At 45.0% G+C, this 20,827-nt stretch carries 16 protein-coding genes and 1 pseudogene; 6 read left to right on the top strand and 11 right to left on the bottom strand.

Annotated features, from left to right (window positions below):
- The first annotated feature begins 26 nt into the window (after positions 1 to 26).
- Positions 27 to 653, top strand: coding sequence for a 6-phosphogluconolactonase (locus tag IPJ71_09360; protein MBK7843888.1), 627 nt, complete (start codon positions 27 to 29; stop codon positions 651 to 653).
- A gap of 133 nt (positions 654 to 786) precedes the next feature.
- Here IPJ71_09360 and IPJ71_09355 read toward each other — a convergent pair whose 3' ends face one another.
- The gene (locus IPJ71_09355) at positions 787 to 1,956 is read right to left on the bottom strand and encodes a DUF1704 domain-containing protein (GenBank protein MBK7843887.1); all 1,170 of its coding nucleotides are present in this window, start codon (positions 1,954 to 1,956) and stop codon (positions 787 to 789) included.
- A gap of 126 nt (positions 1,957 to 2,082) precedes the next feature.
- Here IPJ71_09355 and IPJ71_09350 point away from each other — a divergent pair, with 126 nt between their 5' ends.
- The 4 genes from IPJ71_09350 to IPJ71_09335 all read left to right on the top strand — a co-directional run bounded on the left by IPJ71_09350 (position 2,083) and on the right by IPJ71_09335 (position 6,494).
- A complete protein-coding gene (locus IPJ71_09350; protein MBK7843886.1) occupies positions 2,083 to 3,264 on the top strand; it encodes an ATP-grasp domain-containing protein in 1,182 nt (393 codons plus the stop codon).
- Positions 3,265 to 3,329: 65 nt separating this feature from the next.
- The gene (locus IPJ71_09345; GenBank protein ID MBK7843885.1) at positions 3,330 to 3,740 is read left to right on the top strand and encodes a hypothetical protein; all 411 of its coding nucleotides are present in this window, start codon (positions 3,330 to 3,332) and stop codon (positions 3,738 to 3,740) included.
- On the top strand, positions 3,709 to 4,737 hold the full coding sequence (locus IPJ71_09340; protein ID MBK7843884.1) for a hypothetical protein: 1,029 nt from the start codon (positions 3,709 to 3,711) through the stop codon (positions 4,735 to 4,737). The genes IPJ71_09345 and IPJ71_09340 overlap by 32 nt, the downstream gene beginning before the upstream one ends.
- Positions 4,738 to 4,877: 140 nt before the next feature.
- The gene (locus IPJ71_09335) at positions 4,878 to 6,494 is read left to right on the top strand and encodes an FMN-binding glutamate synthase family protein (GenBank protein MBK7843883.1); all 1,617 of its coding nucleotides are present in this window, start codon (positions 4,878 to 4,880) and stop codon (positions 6,492 to 6,494) included.
- Between the two features lie 30 nt (positions 6,495 to 6,524).
- Here IPJ71_09335 and IPJ71_09330 read toward each other — a convergent pair whose 3' ends face one another.
- The 7 genes from IPJ71_09330 to IPJ71_09300 all read right to left on the bottom strand — a co-directional run bounded on the left by IPJ71_09330 (position 6,525) and on the right by IPJ71_09300 (position 15,159).
- The gene (locus IPJ71_09330) at positions 6,525 to 8,270 is read right to left on the bottom strand and encodes a VWA domain-containing protein (protein ID MBK7843882.1); all 1,746 of its coding nucleotides are present in this window, start codon (positions 8,268 to 8,270) and stop codon (positions 6,525 to 6,527) included.
- 151 nt (positions 8,271 to 8,421) lie between these two features.
- Positions 8,422 to 10,479: a response regulator gene (locus IPJ71_09325; GenBank protein MBK7843881.1), complete on the bottom strand. Its 2,058-nt coding sequence runs from the start codon at positions 10,477 to 10,479 to the stop codon at positions 8,422 to 8,424.
- Positions 10,480 to 10,498: 19 nt separating this feature from the next.
- Complete coding sequence (locus IPJ71_09320; GenBank protein MBK7843880.1) at positions 10,499 to 11,461, bottom strand: ChaN family lipoprotein; 963 nt, start codon at positions 11,459 to 11,461, stop codon at positions 10,499 to 10,501.
- Positions 11,448 to 11,753 carry a helix-turn-helix transcriptional regulator gene (locus IPJ71_09315; protein MBK7843879.1) on the bottom strand — a complete coding sequence of 102 codons (306 nt, stop codon included), beginning with the start codon at positions 11,751 to 11,753 and terminating at the stop codon, positions 11,448 to 11,450. The genes IPJ71_09320 and IPJ71_09315 overlap by 14 nt, the downstream gene beginning before the upstream one ends.
- Before the next feature lie 196 nt (positions 11,754 to 11,949).
- Positions 11,950 to 12,924 (bottom strand): deoxyhypusine synthase family protein, encoded by a 975-nt coding sequence (locus IPJ71_09310; protein MBK7843878.1) that lies wholly within the window; start codon positions 12,922 to 12,924, stop codon positions 11,950 to 11,952.
- 101 nt (positions 12,925 to 13,025) lie between these two features.
- Entirely contained in the window at positions 13,026 to 14,027 is a 1,002-nt protein-coding gene (locus IPJ71_09305) for a YhdH/YhfP family quinone oxidoreductase (GenBank protein ID MBK7843877.1), read from the bottom strand.
- Positions 14,028 to 14,220: 193 nt separating this feature from the next.
- Positions 14,221 to 15,159: a hypothetical protein gene (locus IPJ71_09300; GenBank protein ID MBK7843876.1), complete on the bottom strand. Its 939-nt coding sequence runs from the start codon at positions 15,157 to 15,159 to the stop codon at positions 14,221 to 14,223.
- Positions 15,160 to 15,888: 729 nt separating this feature from the next.
- Between IPJ71_09300 and IPJ71_09295 the strand changes: the two genes are divergently transcribed.
- Entirely contained in the window at positions 15,889 to 18,774 is a 2,886-nt protein-coding gene (locus tag IPJ71_09295) for a M20/M25/M40 family metallo-hydrolase (GenBank protein ID MBK7843875.1), read from the top strand.
- Between the two features lie 16 nt (positions 18,775 to 18,790).
- On the opposite strand, the gene IPJ71_09290 is transcribed toward IPJ71_09295, so the two are convergent.
- From IPJ71_09290 to IPJ71_09280, 3 genes and pseudogenes are all read right to left on the bottom strand, one after another.
- Entirely contained in the window at positions 18,791 to 19,273 is a 483-nt protein-coding gene (locus IPJ71_09290) for a low molecular weight phosphotyrosine protein phosphatase (protein MBK7843874.1), read from the bottom strand.
- A gap of 15 nt (positions 19,274 to 19,288) precedes the next feature.
- Positions 19,289 to 19,489, bottom strand: a pseudogene (locus tag IPJ71_09285) (DUF2914 domain-containing protein).
- A complete protein-coding gene (locus tag IPJ71_09280) occupies positions 19,410 to 20,396 on the bottom strand; it encodes a DUF2914 domain-containing protein (GenBank protein ID MBK7843873.1) in 987 nt (328 codons plus the stop codon). Before IPJ71_09280 ends, IPJ71_09285 begins: the two are co-directional and overlap by 80 nt.
- Between the last annotated feature and the right edge of the window lie 431 nt (positions 20,397 to 20,827).

Here is a 20,827-nt window from a genome sequence, read left to right as displayed (position 1 = left end):
CTCCTCTTCAAGAAATAATTGTGCCTATGGAAATAATTGTCGGCAAGGGATTGCAAGATTGGGTCGAGCGAGCAGATCGCTGGTGTCTGAGAGCCTATACTTTAGATGAGTGTCGTTCGTTTTACCTTCCAGCAGGAAATACGCCTGTGCCCCTTTATCGCAGTTGGGAAAAATTGCAGCCGTCATTTCTTGGTGATTGCAATTTCTTGCAGATTGACGAGATTCTTACTGGGCAGAAGAGAGGTATATTCAGTCGCTTCTTTCAGACTGAACTTCCAAGCTTGAGCAATGCAGTTGTCCCTCCGAATAGTGAATTTATTCAGGCAGATGCGGCAGTTTTGGGATTGGGGAAGAACGGTCATCTGGGCTTTCATGAGCCTGGATTGCCAGATCCGGTTTACCTGGCTTGCGTGTCATTGGATCAGATCACTTGCGTGAACTTGGGTCTTGAACATGACTCTTGGGGGCTCACCTATGGTCTAGGAGCATTTCTTCGATGCAGAAGAGTACTTCTGATGGTCCGAGGCGAGGAAAAAAGGGAGATTTTAGAAGCAATTCTCAGAGATGAAAATTCAACTCCCGCAGCTCAATTGCTTCGACTGCATCCCCAGGTGACGGTTCTTTGTGATGACCAAGCACGCCCAAGAAACTGAAGGTGCGTCCAGGAGACGGTTTAGTCATCAAAATAATCAATTGAGAATTTTAGAAAAATAATTTTGAACTTTTTCCATATTGATCTTATTGAATGCGTTCGAAAAGCTCATCCACACTGAAATTCCATTGAGATCAGAGAATTGCGGGGGCAACCAATCCCTCTTTGTGTTTGGCATAAAGAAGTGGAACATCCACGACATTGAGTTTTCCTGTAAATAGGTAGGGAATGAGTTCAACTCGCCCTGCTTTCATGGCAGTGCGAATAAAGTTATAATTTTCGACAAAGCCGCGAACGTACGAGATATCCTTTGTGAAGGGCGCTCCACCTTTTAGATCTCCGCCGCGCAGGGTTCGCTGACAGTTCTTGAGGGCCTCCGATTCGCTGTATCCTTCGGTTCTAAAAAATTCGATAAGTTCAAGTGCATCTGCTCCATCTTCGGCCTTATCTATAGCCAAAACTCGATCATTGATTGCGCGGGCCCTCGTCGGATAACTAGAGAAAGTGAACAACTCAAGCAACACAGCAAGCCCCTCCTGCGTTGCTGTTGTGCGAGGGGGACCCTTAGCCAGGTGCGTGCAGAGGTGTTGCTTGAGACCATTCAGAGTTGTTCCAACGTGTACCCAGCCTTCATGAACCTCTAAAACTTGAATGTCCTTCAGGGAGAAAAAGGCATCTGTTTTTATTTTGATATAGTCACTGCCGGCGGCCGCATCAGCCAAAATGCCGTCGGAGAGAAGAGCGCGAACGGGATCGTCTTTAAAATAGGCCTGAAATCTTTCGTTGAGAATAGCCACTGTGTCGACAGCTGAAATATTCTTTTCATATTGGCGACCCAGCTGCTTGTCGTCAATTCCAGATAGTATTTCATACATCAGCGTGGCGACTTCGCGAATCGTTGTCTCGCCGTCTATAAATGTTTCCTTGGGACTTCCGTAAAGCTGGCGTGAGCAATGATAGAATTGCTTTGTTCCTCTGGCCAACAGCATTTGAATGACCAATACATATTCTTTGCAGGCCAGTTGCATGTGGTTACCTAGAGGATCTTCAGGTCCGAGATCGTTCAGAATTGCTCTCATGATATCTTCGAACTCGGTAATTTTTTTTTCAGGATCGTAACCGAGCGGACGAGCCAGATATTCCTCGCGTCCGATTCTTGGAAGATCTTTAAAGTCTGATTCAACAATGAATTTATCGATTTCTACCGGCCATTTAATGGCCTCGAGAATGCGAATGGGTTGCTGAGCTTGCACGATCGCGTCAGAGAGCTTTTTCAATTTTTCTTTGTACGTTTTCCAAGCCATTTGCCAAATTCTACCAAATGAATGTTAAGAATTCAGTAAAAAGCGTTGTTACGGGCCTCAGTCGGTCGAGAAACACTTGAATCCCGCCTGAATTTATTTTCTATTTGGAGGGGAAGAGCTTGTGCTGTGGAAGAACGAAAGTGGGGTTTTTGCTTGCGTCAGAGGCTTTTGTTTCTCGGCTATAGAAAAAATGCGATAAAAGCGGCCAAGAGTCTGGGGCTCGATGTGGACATTGCCTGTCTCGGAGGTGAACCTTCTCCGGTGCACAGTTATCCTCTCAATATTTGGTATTCTGAATCTGAGGAAAAACTGACAGAACAAATAAAGAATTCGTTTGCACCTGGAGACCCAGGGTATGCTGCAATCCTTGCTCTCACGGAGAGATCAGTTCCGTTCGCAGGAAGGCTGCGTGATCAATTGGGGGTTTTTGGGATGTCTGAGGCCTCAGCGAATCTGTGCCATTTTAAGAACCAAATGAAGGATGTGGCTCGAAAAAACAGATTTAGGGTTGCGGAACATACCGTTATCAATATCCAAACAGATATGGATTTTCTTATTGAGAAGTGGGGGTGGCCACTGATCATAAAGGAAGCCGGACTATCGGGCAGTCGTGGGATGAAATTTTGTTGGGACAGATCGGAGTTAGTTGAAGCCTGGCATGTTGGCAAACTTGTTGAGGCTTTAGTCCGCGGGAGGGAGATGAGTATTGAGAGTTTACTTTTCGGTGGCGAGGTGCGCTTCACAAATTTTACGGCTTACCATCGTCTGTTTGAGATGAACCTAGTTCCAGCGAAACTCTCAAAAGAAGTATCAGAAGATTTGCTGGATTTTAATAAGAGAGTTCTGAGCGCCTTTGGGATTCAATCAGGAATGACACATCTTGAGCTTTTTTTGACTGATGAAGGACCTGTGTTTGGAGAGCTTGCGGTTCGCCCACCTGGTGGCCATATTCTTTGTCTGATTGAAAAGAGCTATGGTTTTGATCCGTGGAAATCAGTTTTACAGATTGCTATGGGGCTGGAGCCAGATTTGTCGCCGTGGTCAGGAAAATATTCTGGAGCTTGGATTATTCATCCGGGAGCTGGAAAATTGGTTCGCATTGAGGGAAAGGACGCCATTTTGCGAATGCCAGAATTGGATAAGCTCAGGTTGAAAGTCAATTGTGGACAGAATATTTTGCCGCGGATCGGCTCGGGAGTTGAAATTGGCCACGCTATCTTTTCGGGAGAATCTTATGACCAAGTGGCTAAGGCGTTGGATTTAGCAAGGGAGACTCTGCTGTTTACGGTTGAAAGTCCTCCTAGGTGAAACAGATTGAAAGTTTGATCTGTACGATGTAGATTTTGACCTTCATATATTGGGGGTAGCGTCAGGTGCCTTATTGTTTGTTGATAGTCCTATTTAGCCTAGGTGCTTGCGCTCATCTTCAACCAATTGGAAAAGAGATTGAAGATTCTAGCAGCGAGCCTTCTTTTTGCCGGAATAATTTTTTTCAGGAGAAGAACGGAAAAGAGACTGTGCCTTTTTGCCCCGTTTCAGAAGGTTTGGTTCTCTTGCCGGCCACGTTTCCTCCTGCGGAGATATTTTTGGGCTACGTTCCCCAACCTTCCCATATTCAATTTTTGAGAGATCTCTTGGATAAATTGGTCGAAGATCCTCATCGGCCTCAGGTTGTAATCACTGTGCCGAGGCATGACAATGATGAGGCCTACCGTCTCTTCAAAAAATATCTAGAACCACCGTATTCCTGTTTTGTCCGTTTTCCTTTCGATGCCTTCAGATGATTCACTTTGGACACAAGATTATTTTGAAGTCGGAATATCAACAGTGTCTGGTCGGGGAACCATTGTGGATCTCCCTTCTCAGGGATTGGAGAGTGAGTCCATTCCAGCGTCTCTTGCTTTGAGTTGTCAGATGGGATTGGTTCACCCAGAAAATGTGATTGATCAAAAAAAACTCAGGGGCCAAAGTGATTTTGGTGGAAATATCGAAGCATTTCCAGGTAATTTTTTGGTTGTTGGGGACCACTTAAGTTCTTCGGCCCAAGATCTCCTCGAGGTCAATCTTTCTCAGGATATATTGAGGGTCAATACAAGTTGGGGAGAGCCAGGTCAAATAGATGAGATGTTCACAATTTTGCCGGACCGTCAGAATGGCCAAGAGAATTGCGGATTTTCTATTCTCTACTCTTCCCCTGAATTGGCCTTAAAGATTTTGCGTGAAAATGGATTGGAAACTAAGAGGAGCCGTCTGAGTCCGCCCATTCCCGAAGGGGAGGAATCCATTCCTGTTATTGAGCGAGTTGATTTTAGCGAGTGTTATGGTCTTTTGAAAGACGAGGCCTACAAGAATTTAAGTTCTAAAATTCGCCAAAAGTGCGAGGAACTTTTAAAGGCCAATAGCGCCTACTCAAAGTCTATCAACGAAAGTCTTGCTCAGATTATTGAATCCATTGAAAAGCGTACGAACTGCTCATCCGTAAAGAGCATTCCTATGCCGGTTCTCTATGGTCCAGAAAAAATCAAGGGTCAATACGGCACGAAGGAAGATTATGCGATGAACGTTAATCCGAACCCAATTAATCTCATTTCGTTAGGAAACTTGGTTGTTTTGGCGAAGCAGGTCTACCCTCCCTTCGACGATTATGTTTTGGAAAAAATAAAATCATTGGGTCTGGATGTTCATTCGATCGACGGCAGTTACGTTCATTACTTGCGCGGAGGGATTCATAGCACTTCGAATGTGGTGAGAATGTGCCGTCCTCACAATTCGGAGAATTAATTCGTCTGGACGGTTTTTTAGACAATGATCTGTGCATTAAGAGTGCGACTGGCCCAGATCCACCCCAAAGACCTGTCATTGGCTGGACCTTGTCACGCCTAATCCCATGATTGATACTAATCAGATTGGAGGAATCCGTCATGCGCAAAATTTTTGTCATTGGATCTGTTATTGTTTCTGCCCTTATCTTGGCCTTTTCAATTATCAATTCGGCTGCACTTTGGTGCTTTGTCGTGGTGGGCCCTCTGTTAGTCATTGGTTATCACGATTTGTTGCAAAAGTCTCATACGGTGCGCAGAAATTTTCCACTCATCGGAAACTTTAGATATCTGTTTGAAGCAATCAGGCCTGAGATTAATCAGTACTTCGTTGAGTCGAATACGGACGGAGTGCCGTTCAGTAGGGAACAGCGCAGCCTGGTTTATCAACGAGCTAAAGGAATGCTGGACACTCTTCCTTTTGGGACTCAAAAGGATGTTTATCAATTGGGGTATGAGTGGCTCAATCATTCGTTGATTCCATCTCATGTTGATTCGAAGAGCTTGCGCGTGAGCATCGGTGGCCCTGATTGTAAGCAAGTTTACAGTTCCAGCATCATAAATATATCCGCGATGAGTTACGGAGCCTTAAGTAAAAACGCCGTTTTGGCCCTCAATGGGGGAGCAAAGGATGGTAATTTTGCTCACAATACGGGTGAAGGAGGGCTGAGTCCCTATCATCTCCAAAACGGAGGGGACATAACCTGGCAGATTGGAACTGGCTATTTCGGTTGTCGCAGCCCAGACGGAAAATTTGACCCTCAGCTTTTTAAGGAGAAGGCTCGTCACCCTCAGGTAAAAATGATTGAGATCAAGCTCTCTCAAGGGGCAAAGCCCGGTCACGGGGGTATACTTCCCGCAGCCAAGGTGACACAGGAAATTTCAGAAATTCGAGGCGTACCCATGGGTCAAGACGTGATGTCACCTCCTGGCCATACTGCCTTCAGAACGCCCATTGAGTTGCTTCAGTTTGTTAGTCAGTTGCGCGATCTCTCCGAAGGAAAGCCAGTTGGTTTCAAACTTTGTCTCGGGAAAAGACATGAGTTTTTAGCGCTCTGTAAGGCCATGATAGAGACTGGTATCACGCCTGACTTTATCACTGTCGATGGAGGAGAGGGAGGAACAGGAGCTGCGCCCTTAGAGTTTTCAAATAATGTCGGCACACCTCTGACGGAAGGATTGATTTTCGTTCACAATTGTCTAGTTGGCTACAATCTTCGGAACCGAATAAAGGTGATCGCTTCTGGAAAAGTCACTTCTGGCTTTGATGTTATCAAAAGGCTTGCTTTGGGAGCCGATGTTGTTAATTCTGCGCGGGCTTTTATGTTGGCCCTCGGTTGTATTCAGGCATTGCGATGCAATAACAATAGTTGTCCAACTGGGGTGGCCACTCAAGATCCTTCACTCGTAGCAGGCCTATGGGTTCCGAGCAAAAGGAAGAGAGTTCATGCCTTTCATGATCACACGGTTCAAAGTGTTGCCGAGATTCTAGCGTCCATGGGCATTGAGTCGACTCGGGAACTCCGGCCATGGCATTTGATGAGGAGGGTCGGCGTGGCCGAAGTAAAGAGTTATTCGGATTTGTATGAATATCTAAACCCAGGAGCATTGCTCGAACCTGTTTTGCCTGAGTCTTACTCACGAGATGTAAAAATCGCAGATGCTCACAACTTTAAAGACCTTGAAATTTTAAGACTTCTTTTAGCTAACGGGAGTTGATTGGTATGAGTGACGACGCAGTTGCTCCTCTTAGTAATTCTCTGGAATTTTATAATCGATGAAATTATCAAAACTCAAAGTATGAGAAAATCCTTGAGGGTAAGTGACAGTTTGGTATTTGTAGTAAAGATAGCCCTTGCCATTGGGATTTCGTTCTTGAGTCATAATGTAATACATGAGGATGACGTTTTCTGATTTTTCATGCGCTAACTTGCGCAGGTTGCTGCTATTTTCCAGGGGAACCGCTTTTGTGTCAAAGACAGCTATGCTTTTTAAATCGATATTGTAGCAATTTTCACCTTCCGCATTAAATCCAGAAAATGTCACCTTTAAATCCGTATTTTCAGGTCCAAAGCTTTCTGGAGATTTTGGATGGCGTTGCTCTGCGAGGATCGTTTCTCCTGTAATCCCACCATCGTATCGATTAAAAATATTTGTGTAATTAACAGCCGCCGATTTGATCCCAAAAGTGAAAAATTCGATTGAATCTAAAAATCCATCTCCATCACTGTCGGGATTTCTCGCATCGGCGCTGCCGCCACCTAGAGTTCTCAGGGCTTCGCTCCACTCATTTGTGGGGCCGTTTGACTGACTATCGGAGAGCATTTTTTCTTCACAGGAATTCAAAAGATCGTAATCCTTGTCGACCTCCAAATCGGTGCAACTTTTAAGTCCTTCCGCGGTCGGCATCACTTTGAATTTCAAAGAAAATAGGTCGCTATAATTGGGATCAATAGAGTTTCGATTGACGGGATCAAACTTTTTTCCGTCTGTTAAGTTCTTGGCAAAGAGATCGTTGTAGTAAATTTCATCTCCATCACAAATTCCATCTGCATCGCTATCGGCACCTCTGGATCCATCATTGCAATTGGCCGCATTAAAATTATAGATGACCATTCGTTTCATAATCCAAGATTCGGGTCTTGGGCCTAATAGCAGTTCTTCAAAATCGAGTTGATCATTGTTCTCGAGGTCGACAAATTTTCCGCCGCCTGCTTTGGCCATGTATTCAAGCCCCTTAGCAGAGACCCGAGCTCGATCATTTTCAGGAAGTGTATAATAGGCTGTGCTAAAAAAGACGCGGTCAGGGGCTGTACGAACCAGAGTTTTTACTGCCGAAATGTAAGGATCTGTTGGGACATCTTGAATAGTGGAAAGATTCCCGCAAGTATCTCCGGCGGGGCCAGAGGCATCGTTTGGCTTTCCATCGGACATAAAAAATACATTGTAGACGGAATCTTCGTCGGGATGGGCCGCAAGGTCTTTTTCGATCGCAAGTCGAGCCAGATCGAGTCCGGCCAAATAGGGGGTGCAGCCTTCATCGGGAGTTGCGCGGTGTCTGTCAATAGCAGCTTGCATGTCATTGGCGTTGCCAAAAATAGGACTGTAATCACTTCCATCGTTGATGTAGGCGTGCGCCTTGTGAACTTCGACGCCGAAAGCAATGTAGCCCCATCGGTAGAAAGGCTCTGTGCGATGCTTGTCTAAAAAAGCTTGAATGTTATCTGCCCTTCGTTTGTCTTCAGGGTCGTTTCCAGAGACGCCGTCTCCGTCTTGATTTGATCCTGACTTATCAACAACGAACAGGACCTTGTTGAGTCGATCACGGATTTCAGGTGGCTTCAGGCAGAGCTGGTTTTTAGTTGAATAGACAGTAACGGGTTTCACCGGCAAAATACGAACATTGGAACAAGAGGTAAAATGTACCAATAAGATGAGCAGGAGGAGAAGCAAAGTCGATACGGTATGTTTGTGAATTTTTTCATAAGTAGTCATAGCAAGGAAATTCTCCAAACTGGCTCACTTTGAGAAGGGAGCCTTACTAGATACAAATGCCAAGGTCGGGCCAACCGATCATCGATTCCTTTTAGCTGGCGCCCTCAGTTTGGATAAAAATAATCTGTGTGATCAAAAATATGACACCTGATTAAACCTTAAAAGACCTGGAAATAGAGGTCCTTAGTTCTTTAGATGTATATGGCTTTGGCAGAGTACAATGGAGCTGAATTCCGATGGAACGGGCTTGGCTTTTTAGCTCCTCTGCACTGTGCCCAGACGTAAGAATTGTTGGCACTTCAGGACATAAATTTTGAATTTCTTTGAGAAGTTCGATTCCACTCATTCCGTTGAGAGAGTAGTCAGTTATTACCAATTTAACTTGGCTGAGTTTATGTCTGAGAATCTCCAGGGCCTGATTTCCAGTAAAACACGACATCACTTGATATCCCATTTCTTTGAGTGCCACTGTCTGGAGGTCAAGCAGGTCTTTGTCATCGTCCACCAGAAGGACGAGGTTTTCCTTCAGGAGCCTGGCCTTTGAGTCGTCCGCTGTGTCAGCGCTCTGGCGGTTCAATTGTGATAAATTGAAATCCCTATTAGGCATATCTGTCGGCTGCAGCGGTAAAAGGACTCGGAAGCAAGTTTCTTTGTATGGAAGGCTTTTAACATAAATGTCCCCCCCATGAGATTTCACGATGCCAAGGGTGACAAAAAGCCCGAGACCAGATCCCTCTTCCTCTGGCTTGGTCGTAAAAAATGGGTCAAAGATACGTTCTACTTCGTTTGGATTTATTCCGAGCCCGTTATCAACAACAAGGAGTTCGGCATAATGTCCGGAAGGAAGCCTGAGATCCTTTGAATCCTCGGAGCCTATTTGAATTTGACTTAAATTGATTCTTAAATGCCCTTCTCCTCCTTTCAGGGCATACAGAGAATTTGTCATTAAATTGAGTAGAACTTGTTGAATTTGAGAGATACTTCCGTGGACAGTGAGGAAAGGTTCAATGGAAGAATCAAACACAATATGGGAGGGAATACTGGAGCGAATCATGCTGACAAAATCACAAGTGATTGCACTGAGATCAAAAGATGTTTTTTCAATTTCTTCATTGCGGCTGTACGATAGGATTTGATGAATGAGTTGGCGTCCTCGCACGCAGGCAGAAAGTGCCTTTCCCAAATAGACTTTGGATTTTTCACCCAAGGTTTTATCTTGTTCAGCCAATTCAATAGACATAGAAATGATTTGAAGAAAATTGTTGAAATCATGAGCAATGCCACGAGCCAGGGTACCCAAGGCCTCCATTTTTTGGTTTTGCTGTAGCTGCTTTTCCAAAAGCAGCCTTTTTTCTTCATTATTTTTTTCTGTTGTGATGTCGATCAGGACTCCATTCCATAAAGTATGACCGCCGGCCGACTTGCGTGGACTTGATGAGCCACGAAGCCAACGAATATTATTATTAGGCAAGATGATCCTGAATTCAGCTTTCCAACTAGACACTTGTTGGTATGAGGTCTCAATGCTTTGAAAAAAATCTTTGAGATCATCTTGGTGAATCCGTCGAAAAATCTTTGAGATATTTCTTAATGCATCAGCTCTTGTGACTTGAAAGATGTCCCAGACGCGCGCACTAGCAAAAACCAGGCGATATCTTCCTTTCTTGGAACGAAAAAACTGATAAACCATGCCGGGTATGTTGGAGGCTATCTCTTCGTACCTTGATTGACTTTCTTGTAAAGCCAATTCGGCCTTTCGGCGATCAGTGATCTCAGTCAATAAAACGAGTAGGTGAGAGACTCGACCATTTCCAAATAGAGGTTTTACTTGAGCTGCAAACCAAGTAAACGGCAAGCCAGCAGAGGTTCCTGATTCGTAGGTCGTAATTTGACCAGTATGGATAGCTCTCTGAAACGCCTCCTTAATCAACATTACGTCATCAGGCCTTGCATAGTCGAACACGTTGGTTCCAACCACCTCCTCGGGTTTGTAGGGAGGGATGGTTTTGTTAATAAAGGTTATATTGGCATCGAGGTCGGTGACGAAAACCATGCTTGGGATGTATTGAAGGTAATGATACAGGTCTTGAATTTTTTCGCAGGACGTTCCTGCGCCTATATTATTTGAAGAATCTGTTAAGGGCACGCGAGCTCCTGCCATTTCGGATATGATAAAGAAAACATAGGAATCAATACGTGCATTTTTCAAGCCATAAAGAAGATCTTAATTAATTGCTTCCGATCCAAATAAACTCTGCTCTTGGGCCATACTTTGCGTGAGGCCTCATGGTTTGTTCGATTTCGGATTCCTCCATTTCGCTGATTGCAACTTGTGAAATGACGAGGATTTTGGTCCATCCGCGATTTCGGATTTTGTCAGGTAGGCCTCCTCCGTAGGCCGCGTGAAAATCACCCACAAGGATGACCAAAATTTGCTGAGGGAATTTTTCCATGTAACTCACAGCTCGCCAGGCCATCGTCTCATCCCAGATGCTCTGGGCCTCGAAATATCTGGCAATAGACTCTTGCGGAACGCTGTGTCCACCGCCAACTATAATTTCTCGAAATCGCTCCAGATAGCCTTTATTTCCAAGAGACCAATTCGGGGGAAGAAGTTTGATCTCGTCAGCAGTTAAGCTTTCCACTCCCGTTTTCTTCACCTTTGAGGTGACGCCTTTCGGAGCATTCAAGGCCCAGGTTGTGCCTCCCGCAGCAGGGGGAAAAAGAACCAAGGGGCGATAGTAGCTCCAGGGAGTTTTTCCCCATTCGACAGAAGGCAAAAACTCACTGTCTTGGATTTTTCCACTCAGGAAATTATTCACGATGTCCTGTTTTGTATAGTCAAACAACTCCATGCCAAGACTGAGTCCTTTGTGGAGGCCCTTTTTTAGGTGTTGAAGAACCTCCATCTGGTGCCGATGGTGAGATGGGTTGTCATGCAATTCAGAGACAATAATGATGCTGCCAGGGCCGACCTGACTCAGAGCTTCTTCTAGGCTCTTGAGCTCTAGGCTAGAGCCATCATAAATCTGGTTGTCAACGTAGGCCGCAGCCAATGAAAAACCTTGGGTTCCTAGGAAGAATAACGCGATACAGAACACCCTTAGGACAGAGCTCCGAAATAACCTAAGAACTTGCCGATGGTGGAAACTATTTTTCGTGATTGTCCGTTCTTTCCTATAACATTGCATTGAGTTTGTTTTTGAGCTGTTTGAATCCCTCTTCCATGGCTTCAATTTCTGAAAGAAGCTGTGCCTGCTCGGGTCGGGTGCCTGTGAGCAATTCGGTCAGACTTACCTCTAGAGCTTGGGCCATTCTGACATATGGCTCTCCCTGAATGGCCCTTCCCACTTCCCATTCTCGATAGGTTGTTTCTGGGACGCCCACTCGGCGGGCCATTTCTCGCATGGTGAGGCCCTTGGCTTTTCGCAGTGTTCTCAATCGTTCATGAAATGTAACGGATGCCATGGATAAAGTTGACATGAATTCCCCCTCCGAAAAAGACACTTCTCGGTCTGAGCCAAGAGAGTAGCGAAGAGCTTCAGCTAAGTAAAATTATATGAAATAAATGTCTTTATTGAATTTTTTTTACTGATCTGACCCGGTGAAAGCTGGAAAGGCCTTCACTTTGCGGCTTTCTGTGGATAGTGGAGCGAAGTCAAATAGGCCATTATATAACCTACCAGCCAAGAATATAAGCGAACATGAGGGGAGCGACAATTGTGGCATCGCTCTCAACGATAAAGCTAGGAGTATCTTTGGTGAGTTTACCCCAAGTGATTTTTTCGTTTGGAAAGGCTCCTGAATAAGAGCCGTAGCTTGTCGTCGAATCGCTGATCTGACAGAAGTATCCCCATTTTCGAACATTTTCCAATTCTAAGTCCTTTTCCAGCATAGGAACAACACAGATTGGAAAGTCGCCGGCGATACCACCGCCAATTTGAAAAAATCCAAGGCTAGATTTAGCCGTCGTTGATCGATACCACTCAGAGATATACATCATATACTCAATCCCATTCTTGACCGTATTGGGACTTTTGAAATCTCCGGACAGGCAACTTGCCGCAAAGTGGTTCCCCATTGTTGAGTCCTCCCATCCCGGAACAAAGATAGGAAGCTTTCTTTCCCATGCGGCATACAACCATGATTCTTTGGGATCAATATGGAAACTGTTCTCAAGCATTTTTCTTTCAAACAATTGGTAAAATATCTCATGAGGAAAAAAACGCTGATTCTTGGCTTCAGCTTCCTGAATAACTCTCTTGATGTGTGAATGAATGGCTTTGAAAGCCTTGTCTTCTGGAATGCAGGTGTCGGTCACGCGATTATAACCTTCGAGAAATAGCTTGTGCTCATCCTCTTTGGTCAAGCTTCGAAAATCTTTGATCTGTTTGTAGTGGTTATGGGCAACTAAATTGAAGACGTCTTCTTCGAGATTAGCCCCTGTGCAAGAAATGGCGTGGACCTGATCTTTGCGGATCATCTCGGCCAGGGACTTTCCCAATTCTGCTGTGCTCATTGCGCCCGCGAGAGTAACAAGGATTTTCCCTCCATTTTTTGTGTGGTCGACGTAGGCTTCAGCCGCCCACCGCAAAGTTTTTGCGTTAAAATGGCGATAGTGGGTGTCAATAAACTGGCTTATCGGGCCTGACATAGAAGCCTGCTCCTTGTTCGCAATGATTGGAAGAAAAACTCATCTCTTCTTGCGCTGATTTCTCAATAGGTCAATGTTTAGATGAGAGATTAAACGACCTGTCATTCTGGTCTGTAGCTGACGATCATTCGGCCGATGTTTCGGCGCTCAAGAATTTTCTCGAATCCGCCTTCAAGATCTTGAAGTCTGATTGTTTGGCAGTGGATCAAAGAGAGAAGCTTTGGCTTCCAATCGGCGCTGAGTTTCTTCCACAATTCGAGTCTTAATTTGGCGGGGCAGTTGGTGGAGCTGATGCCGAGAAGGCTAACGCCACGTAGGATCATGGGAAACACAGTTGTATTGAGTTGAAAATCCTCCGCCATTCCGACACTTGCGATATTGCCCCAAAGATTGATGTGGCCAAGCAAACGGCTCAGCAGTGATCCTCCGACGTTATCAATAGCTCCGGCCCAGCGGGCCGTTTCGAGAGGGCGATTTCCCAACTTGAGTTCGGAAGGCGAAATAACCTCTTTGGCGCCTAACGATTTGAGTAAATCGGTCGCCTCTTGTTTGCCTGACACGGCAATAACCTCATAGCCTACCTGGGAGAGAATCTGGATTGCAGTCACACCAACTCCGCCGCTGGCTCCGGTTACCAGGATGGGGCCCATATCGGGTTTTTGCCCATTCGCTTCGAGTCGAGACAGGCAAAGTCCTGCTGTAAAACCAGCAGTCCCTAAAATCATTGCCTCCTTGGGAGTCAAGCCAACAGAGAGCGGGACGACCCAAGCTCCAGGCACTCGGACGTATTCACTGTAGCCTCCATCTGAAACCTCACCAAGTCCACATCCAGTGACTAGCACAAGTTGTCCAATTCCAAATTGGTGATCCTCCGACGCGATGACCTCGCCGGACACGTCAATTCCTCCAATGAGTGGAAATTTTCTCAGAATTTTTCCTTTTCCGGTGGCCGCAAGAGCATCTTTGTAATTGATACTTGAGTAGTGGGCTTTGATGATGACTTCTCCTGGAGAAAGCTCATCAATTTGGCAAGACTCCAGGCGACCCTGGATTTTTCCTCCGAGGCTGGAAATTCGGTAGCAAGAAAAGGAGGCAGGAATCATTCGTTTACTCCTCATTTAATCGTCTTTTGTCACAGTAAGGAAACTAAATGAAAGCGGATGTGACAAGAAAAATCCAAGTATTCCTAGAATCATGCTTGGATTGGGGTCCACCTCGGCAAACTTCTTCTTTACATTGAGAAATATTCGCTGGAACTTGATTATTTTTAAATCTGATAAACGCCGATCTCGAATATTATTCTGAACCAATAGACCGGCTCAAGGGCCGCCGCTGGAACATTCCAGGCATAACCCAATTCTTATTTGATTGTAACTTTGGATTTACGGTGAAACTATAGAGGCCTCCTGATTCCAAATCTAACCAGGCACTTTCTGTTTCACCCGTAAGTACATTTTGGCCAATCAAATTAAATCGGTAGCGATCAAGAGTCTCTCGGATCTTAAAGATATGTTCCCTGGAAGTATCATCGCCGCCAATAATAGCCAGATCCCAAGACTGGCCGAAATCCAGATCATACTGATTCATTCGAGAAGCAATATCTTGCATCGATTGTTCAAAATTCGTAAGGGCAGTCACATGCATCAATATACCGGCTTTGGCCTTGCGCTGATACAAAATGACAATTGCGCACGGCCCAGCTCCAAAGGTCTTTAGCGCTTTCTGTTTGTGATTGGAATCGAATCTCAAAAAGGCATACTCGCCCAATGCAACAAGGATTGCCTTGTCAGAATCCAATATGGGATGCAGGCGTAGTTCCAAGAGAGGAGTGACAGTGATCCTTCGAATTTTTGCTATTTGTTCTTCTCTTGTTATTTCTTCGACACGACTGAACGCCTCTGGACTCCATGGCGGAATATGCAATTCGTCTCTAAGGAGGCCAAAACCAGGAACATTACTCAGAGACGCCATTGCTACAATGGCGTTTGCGGGGTCTCCAACAACTGCCATTTCCCGCACAAGGCGCTGCCTGTCGACTCTCAACCACACAGCATTGAAGCCAGACTGTTTGTCATTTAAAGCAACGGCAAAACTTCCGGAATCTTTTCCATCCGAAATTGACCAGTAATTTGAAATTGTCAGCTGGTATCTTTGATCCAGGTCAATTTTAAAACGCGATTCCTCAAAAACTGATTTCGAGAGAAAGGGAAAAAAATCGAATATTGAGTTTCCCATAATTTGATTGGTAGAGCGCCCCTGCGAGAAAGGAGTTGTCTCAACTAAAACTGACTTCTCCCTAGCTAACATTTGACCACAACTTAACGAATCGAGTCTAGTGGAAGTGACAGCTAAACATGGAGCCACAAATGTCAAAAAAGTTGACGCCAAGAGGATAAGCAGAAAAGAAGATTTTAAGATTTTTGAGCTCATATGCTTTTTTCCAAGAAGCTTTTCTTCTGTCTGATCTGGTAAGATATCTCAATCAATGCTGAAAATAATTCAGAACCAAAACGGGTTTTAGGGATCCTGCTAGCACTGGGAAGGAACTTATCAAGGCTACTCATAAAACTGTAATTCCTCCATATGGGTGACCCAGACAAGGTCGCACGATTTATGCCAAGCATCTTTAACATGCCTATGACTCTTGAACCGTATAGATACTTTACAGTCAATTCTGTATGGACCTAAAATGTCCCAAAAAAATCTATCTTCCGATCTTAGATTCAGATATCCGAGCCAGAAGTCAATCCAGTTGCACCATCAAATCCCTAGCTCCGGCCTGGATGTAAAATGATTTCTTATGATTAATGATTTCGACCTTGGGTAAGACCTAATCAATTCCAAATCCCGTTAATGCACTTCGCCATGGTTTGTGGTTTTCAAGAACTCAAGAGACATCGCAAGCATTAGACGACATAATTATCAAAAATGATTTTACAAAAGGATTTTTAAGGAGAAACGTGAATGAGTCGCTGGAGGCTGGTACTGTCCTTTGTTGTGGCATTGATTGGTCAAACTTCTTTTGGAATGGCGACAAAAATTGAAAAGTTCCAAGAGTCAGATTTTGTTGGACCCATACGCCAACTGACCTTTGCCGGGGCTCGAAGCGGAGAAGCCTACTTTCGAAGAGATGGAAAGCACATCGTCTTCCAAAGTGAAAGAGATGCTGACAATCCATTTTACCAAATTTATTTAATGAATTTAAGCGATGGATCTACTCGCCGGATCTCGCCAGGCCTTGGCAAAACGACCTGTGCCTGGATTCATCCAAAACAGGACAAAGTTATTTTTGCTTCCACTCACTTGGATCCGCGGGCTCTTCAAAAGCAGAAAGAAGAGCTAGAAATCCGAGCTTCGGGAAAGAAACGTCCCTATTCTTGGGATTATGATGAAAACTACGATTTATTTGCTTCTGATTTTGACGGTAAGAACACGAAGCGCCTGACAAGTACAAAAGGGTATGATGCGGAGGCTTCCTTTTCTCCGGATGGAGGCTGGGTCGTCTTCGCCTCGAATAGGTCAGGATATCTCGAAAAACTTTCTGAAGAGGATTCTAAAAAATTTGCGTCCGATCCTTCCTATGAGATGGACCTCTATTTGATGCGCTCTGACGGGACAGATTTGAAGCGGCTCACAACGACGAAAGGTTATGACGGCGGACCATTTTTTAATGCGGATGGATCGAAAATTACTTGGCGCAGATTTTCGCCCGATGGTCGAAGCAGTGAGATATTCACAATGAACTTCGATGGTTCCAATGTTCAACAGTTGACTCAGTTTGGTCAGGTATCTTGGGCTCCTTTTTATCATCCCTCAGGTGATTATCTGATCTTTTCTGCCAATTTAAGGGGTGGCCACAATTTCGAACTATTTTTGGTCAGAGCAGATGGTGAAGGTTCCGTAGTGCAAGTGAGTGATCATGAGGGATTTGATGGATTGGCCGTTTTTAGCCCCGATGGACGAGAGCTCGCCTGGACTTCTGGACGCGGCTTTCAGGGGAAGCCACAAATTGTTCGAGCCCAGTGGAATGATCAGGCCGCCCGCAGGGCCTTAGGATTGTCCAAGGAGGGTACGAGCCTTCCTTACATTCAATCTCAGGCAGGCATTGATCGACTGGGTTTCGAAACCCACGTCCGGCATTTGAGTTCTCAGAAGCTGGCCGGTCGCTTGACTGGATCTGAAGGAGAAAGATTGGCCGCTGAATACATTGAGCGAGTGTTTGAGTCTTTGGGTCTAAAACCTTTGAGGGATTCGAAAACCTTTCGGCATCCGTTTGAATTTACTCAAAAAGTCGAGATGGGAAAGGAGAGTGGGCTCAAGTTGCGGTTTGCAAATCAGGAGCGTGTTTTAGAGGTAGAAAAGGATTGGATCCCATTGGCCTTTTCTGCAACAGGTGAAATTTCGCCCGCCGAAGGTGTATTTGCGGGGTACGGATTGAGAGTTCCGCCTCTTGGTGATTTTGCAGGTTATGATTCCTATCGTGATTTAGATGTGAAAGGCAAATGGGTTGTGGTTTTTCGATATTTCCCCGATCGAGCTGATGCAATTCAAAAACAACAGATTTCGCGTTACTCCACTTTGCGGGACAAGGCAATGCTCGCTCGTGATCTTGGTGCCAAAGGATTGGTTTTGGTGAGTGGCCCCAATTCAAAGGTAAAGAGGCAATTGGTCGATTTTAGTTCAGAAGAAATTTCGGGTTCAATGAGTTTTCCTGTTATTTCGGTTTCGGTTGAAGTTGCTTCTCAATTGTTGAGCCACAGTCAGCGCGATTTGAAGCTTTATCAGGAGGAACTGGACACCGGAAAATCAGTTTCTTCAATTGAAATGGGAAAAATAGATTGGGATGGAAAAATTGTTTTGAGCAAAGTTAAGGCAGAGGGTTTTAATGTTTTGGCTCGCCTTCCTGGTCTTTCCCGAGAGGCCGTGGTTGTTGGGGCTCACTACGATCATTTGGGTCGAGGTCATCGCATGAACTCTTTGGCAAAAACTGAGGAGCAAGGCTTGATCCATTTTGGGGCAGACGACAATGCCTCCGGCGTTGCAGGTGTTTTGGAGATTGCTGATCAATTGGCGAATCAGTATTCTAAAGGCAAGAAACCTCCGAGAGACGTTATTTTTGCTCTTTGGTCTGGAGAGGAATTGGGCACTTTGGGGTCAAGTCAGTTTGTTTCGGAGTTTGTGAGCAACAAGAAAATTAAACTCCAGTCTTACGTGAACATGGATATGATCGGTCGGTTTAATGGCCAATTAATTATTCAAGGGATTGGTTCGAGCCCAGCCTGGGAAAGCATCATCGAGAGGGCTGTGCCGCCGTCTTCACTCGCTGTAGTCCTGCAGGCGGATCCGTATTTGCCAACAGATTCAACTGCCTTTTATTTGGCAAAAATTCCAGTGGTTAATTTTTTTACCGGAGCTCATGAAGACTATCACACACCACGGGATCAGGCTGACAAAATTAGTTATGATCAATCGATAGAAATCGTCGGAATTGTCAATAGAGTCATAGTGGGATTAATAACGAGGAAGAATTCATTGGCCTATTCAGAGGTCACAGCTAAACCGGCCACGAGTTCTCGCAAATTGAGAATATATCTTGGCACAATCCCAAACTACGCTGACGATGCCGGAAAAGGGTTATTGTTGAGTGGGGTGCAAAAAGGGGGGCCAGGAGAGAAGGCGGGGCTTCAGCCGGGCGATAGAGTGGTAGAAATGGCAGGACATCGAGTTGAAAATATCTACGATTATACAAATGCCTTGGATCGTTTGGAAATCGGCAAAGAATCCCCCATCTTGATAAAGCGCAAGGATCGGGTTGTGAATCTTAAAATCGTTCCGGAAAGCCGCGACTAGAGGAACCTCTTATTCTTTAAAGTTTGAGGTCCTGGATCACTCGCTTCAAAAGTTGGCTGCAACTATCTTCGAGAATATCTAAGACCAGGCGAAAACCGTCCTCACCGTCGCGGTAGGGATCGGGCACGCGAGGTACTTTGTGGATTCGACAGAAACTAATCATGGGATAAACTTTGGATTTCGCCGCCTCAGAAGGGGCCCACTCAATAACGTCGTTGTAATTTGATTCATCCATGGTCAGGATATAGTCGAAATTATCAAAATCTCGAAGGGGATCAAACTGCCGGGCCAGAGAGGGGAGATGATAGCCTCGTTCCCGGGAGTGGCGCCGCATTCTTGCATCAGCGGGTTGACCCGAGTGGAAGGCTGAGGTTCCCGCCGAATCGACATTGATTTGCTGGTCAATTCCTTCCCTTTTTGCCATGGATAGAAAAATGCCCTCAGCAGCCGGACTTCGGCAGATATTTCCGAGGCATACAAACAACAATCTCACTTTCAAGGAGACCTCCACTGTTTACTGACTTTCAATTTCAAATTGGCGTTCATCTGAAGAAAGAGAGGTTTTGATTTCGAAATACATCCTCCCTATCTCTCGTCCCTCCGTTGTCTCGACTTGCACGCGCCAAATGCCAGGCTCATAATTTGCTTTTGTACCAAAGCCTCGAAAGCCTTCTTCTCGACCTCCAGTGACTCTTAAAGGGACTTTGTCCTGGCTTTCCCAGCCACTGTGTGGATCTTTTTCTTAACCAATGGAGGCGGATTTCATCCTTGAATTTCGCCGGTGAATAGAGTCGGAAATAGCAGAAAATTTTGTCACCTGGGGAGGCCAAGAAGAGCTGGTCTCCATTATGCCAGAACTTCCACCACGGCTTTTGGTGGAGCAATTCGTATTTTCCCTCCGCAGTTCGCTGAACCTGATGATAAATCCCCATATACTTTATGGATAGGGGAACTGGCGGAACCAACTGAAGCCAGTAAGCGATTGCAAAGAGAGCCAGGATTGCAGATGAGGGGAGAACAACGACCTTTTCAATCTTTGCTGTGATATCATTTCGTTTCCGAAGGTAGGCCACGATCAGCGCCATTGCTACCAATGTCAAAACCCAGGAGATAATGAAGGTCGTAAGGCCGATAAATCCAAGAACAATTGGAACCACATACAAAAGGTAAGAGAGCAGGCACAAGGCAAAGAGTGCCCACTTGAATGGAATTGCCAGCTCCTTGAATCTTTTCAATTCATTTGCAACGAGAAGACCAATCAATAGGAGGAGAAACCCAAACGATACGAAAATGGAACTACTTTTGAAGTAAAACACGGTAAAGCCGCTCAAGAGGCTTCCAAACATGAAATGAAAAGCCTCCAGGTTGTAGCCCCAGATCTTTTGTAGGTAAGGAGGCCAGGCTTGTGAGGGCGCCCATCGACGAGTATAGAGAACGAGAAAACACAGAATGATTACGATGAAAAGACCCTGTTGAGCAATATTCAACCAATCATCGATGCGTTGGAGAGTGAGAATGTCAAAGATGAATCCAGTAAAAAAAAATTCTGCAGCTAAGAATTTTTCATTTTTTAGCCAGAAATTTTGCACAGAAAGAGGAACAGGAATTTTCGGTTGTTTCAACGATGAGGTATTGCCCAAGATTTTTTGACCTCAGATTAGACCTCGCGATGGTCCAAATCATAAACTTCAGTTTTGTCTCATCCTCACCATTTAATTATGCCACGTCCACGCAAACGGGAGTAGGCCAGAATGGTACCACAGACTAGCAAAGTTATCGCAGAAACCTTGCCAGTAGCGGACTGAACTTCTGTTGCCTTCAAAACAAAAAGGCGAAGCCTATACACAGATAGGGCTTTATTTCATAAAATAATCTCTCTACAACTTCCATATCGTACCCCCCAGAAAAATGTTTCAAAAGGACTTGTTCCGACATCAGCCTCAGAACGACATGACCCATTTTAAATAGTTTTCTAGATACATTCCATAATATTTTGAAATTATTCGTGATTTTTGAATTTCGCTGAATATCTCATAGTCAGATGAAAAGAGCT

The organism is Bdellovibrionales bacterium (assembly GCA_016714165.1).
Classification (GTDB): domain Bacteria; phylum Bdellovibrionota; class Bdellovibrionia; order Bdellovibrionales; family UBA1609; genus JADJVA01.
This window is presented reverse-complemented; position numbering and strand designations above follow the sequence as displayed.